This window comes from Microvirga arabica (assembly GCF_016811235.1).
GTDB lineage: Bacteria > Pseudomonadota > Alphaproteobacteria > Rhizobiales > Beijerinckiaceae > Microvirga > Microvirga arabica.
On record NZ_JAFBID010000203.1, the window covers coordinates 1 to 1,057 of the forward strand.

Here is a 1,057-nt window from a genome sequence, read left to right on the forward strand (position 1 = left end):
TAAAGCGCTTTTGGTTTCAGTGTAGGGCATAGCCGGCGTGCCTGATCCAGCCTCTGGCATTCTGGGCAGTGATGGACCCGAGAGCCGGTTTGAGTTCTGCCTCAAGCGCCTCCAGGCTGCGGGGCGCTTTGGCCTTGAGCCGCTCTTTCATCTTTGCCCAGGCCTGCTCAATCGGGTTGAACTCCGGTGAGTATCGCGGGAGGTACAGCAGCCCGATCCCAGCCTGAGCGAGCAGGTTCTGCACTTCGGTGGCATGGTGCGCACGCAGGTTATCCATCACCAGAATGGCATTCGGCTTGGTGCGTTTGAGAACCGGCACCAGCACCTGTTCGAGATAGGCCAGCAGCACCGGCGTCGAGGTCGCGGCCTCGATGCTCATCGTGGCCACCAGGCCCTCACACGCAAGCGCACCTAAGACCGTCAGCCGCTGCCAGGAGCCGAGGGGAATGGAGCCATAGGCGCGTTGCCCCCGTGGGGCTCGCGCATGGGTGCGGGCCATCTTGGTCGTCACCCCGCTTTCATCCAGGAACACCAACCGTTCTGCCGGAATCCCGCTCATCTGCTGGCGGTAAGCCTCGCGCTCGGCGCCAATCTCAGGCCGCTCCTGCTCGGCCGCCCGAAGCGTCTTTTTTTCGGACGCAGCTTGAGCCGCTTGAGCGCCTCGCAGATCACCGCCAGACACACCGTCACGCCGGTGCGCTCGGCCAGACGCTCACGGTACTCGCGCAGCAGCGCATCATTATCTTCGATGACGAGCTGACGCAGCACCCCGAGAGCCGCCGCATCCAGGCGCGAGGGCACGCCGCCGCTGTGCGGCTTGGGAGCACGCCGGCCCTCCTCGCGTTCCTGGCGGCGCCAGTTCGACACGGTGGCGGGACAGACCTGGAAGCGGCGGGCAATCTCGATCTGAGGAAGGTCGCCCCGCTCGCAGGCAACCAGAACGCGCGCACGCAGATCAGCAGAATAGGGCTGGGGCATCGCTTGCCTCCTGGGCCATATCCGGGTCAACGCACAACCGACCCAAATGGATTCAAGCCCGGATCAAAAGCGCTTTAGC

2 protein-coding genes are annotated in these 1,057 nt (G+C 64.4%); both read right to left on the minus strand.

Annotation, left to right across the window (positions count from 1 at the left end):
- Positions 1-16: 16 nt before the first annotated feature.
- Positions 17-559, minus strand: a complete 543-nt coding sequence (locus JQC81_RS32465; protein ID WP_246520849.1) for an IS630 family transposase — start codon at positions 557-559, stop codon at positions 17-19.
- On the minus strand, positions 556-978 hold the full coding sequence (locus JQC81_RS32470; protein ID WP_203275867.1) for a helix-turn-helix domain-containing protein: 423 nt from the start codon (positions 976-978) through the stop codon (positions 556-558). The genes JQC81_RS32465 and JQC81_RS32470 overlap by 4 nt, the downstream gene beginning before the upstream one ends.
- Between the last annotated feature and the right edge of the window lie 79 nt (positions 979-1,057).

Coding starts and splice junctions, on each gene's coding strand:
- JQC81_RS32470 (WP_203275867.1), bottom strand. CDS start 978: ATGCCCCAGCCCTATTCTGCTGATCTGCGTGCGCGCGTTCTGGTTGCC.
- JQC81_RS32465 (WP_246520849.1), bottom strand. CDS start 559: ATGAGCGGGATTCCGGCAGAACGGTTGGTGTTCCTGGATGAAAGCGGG.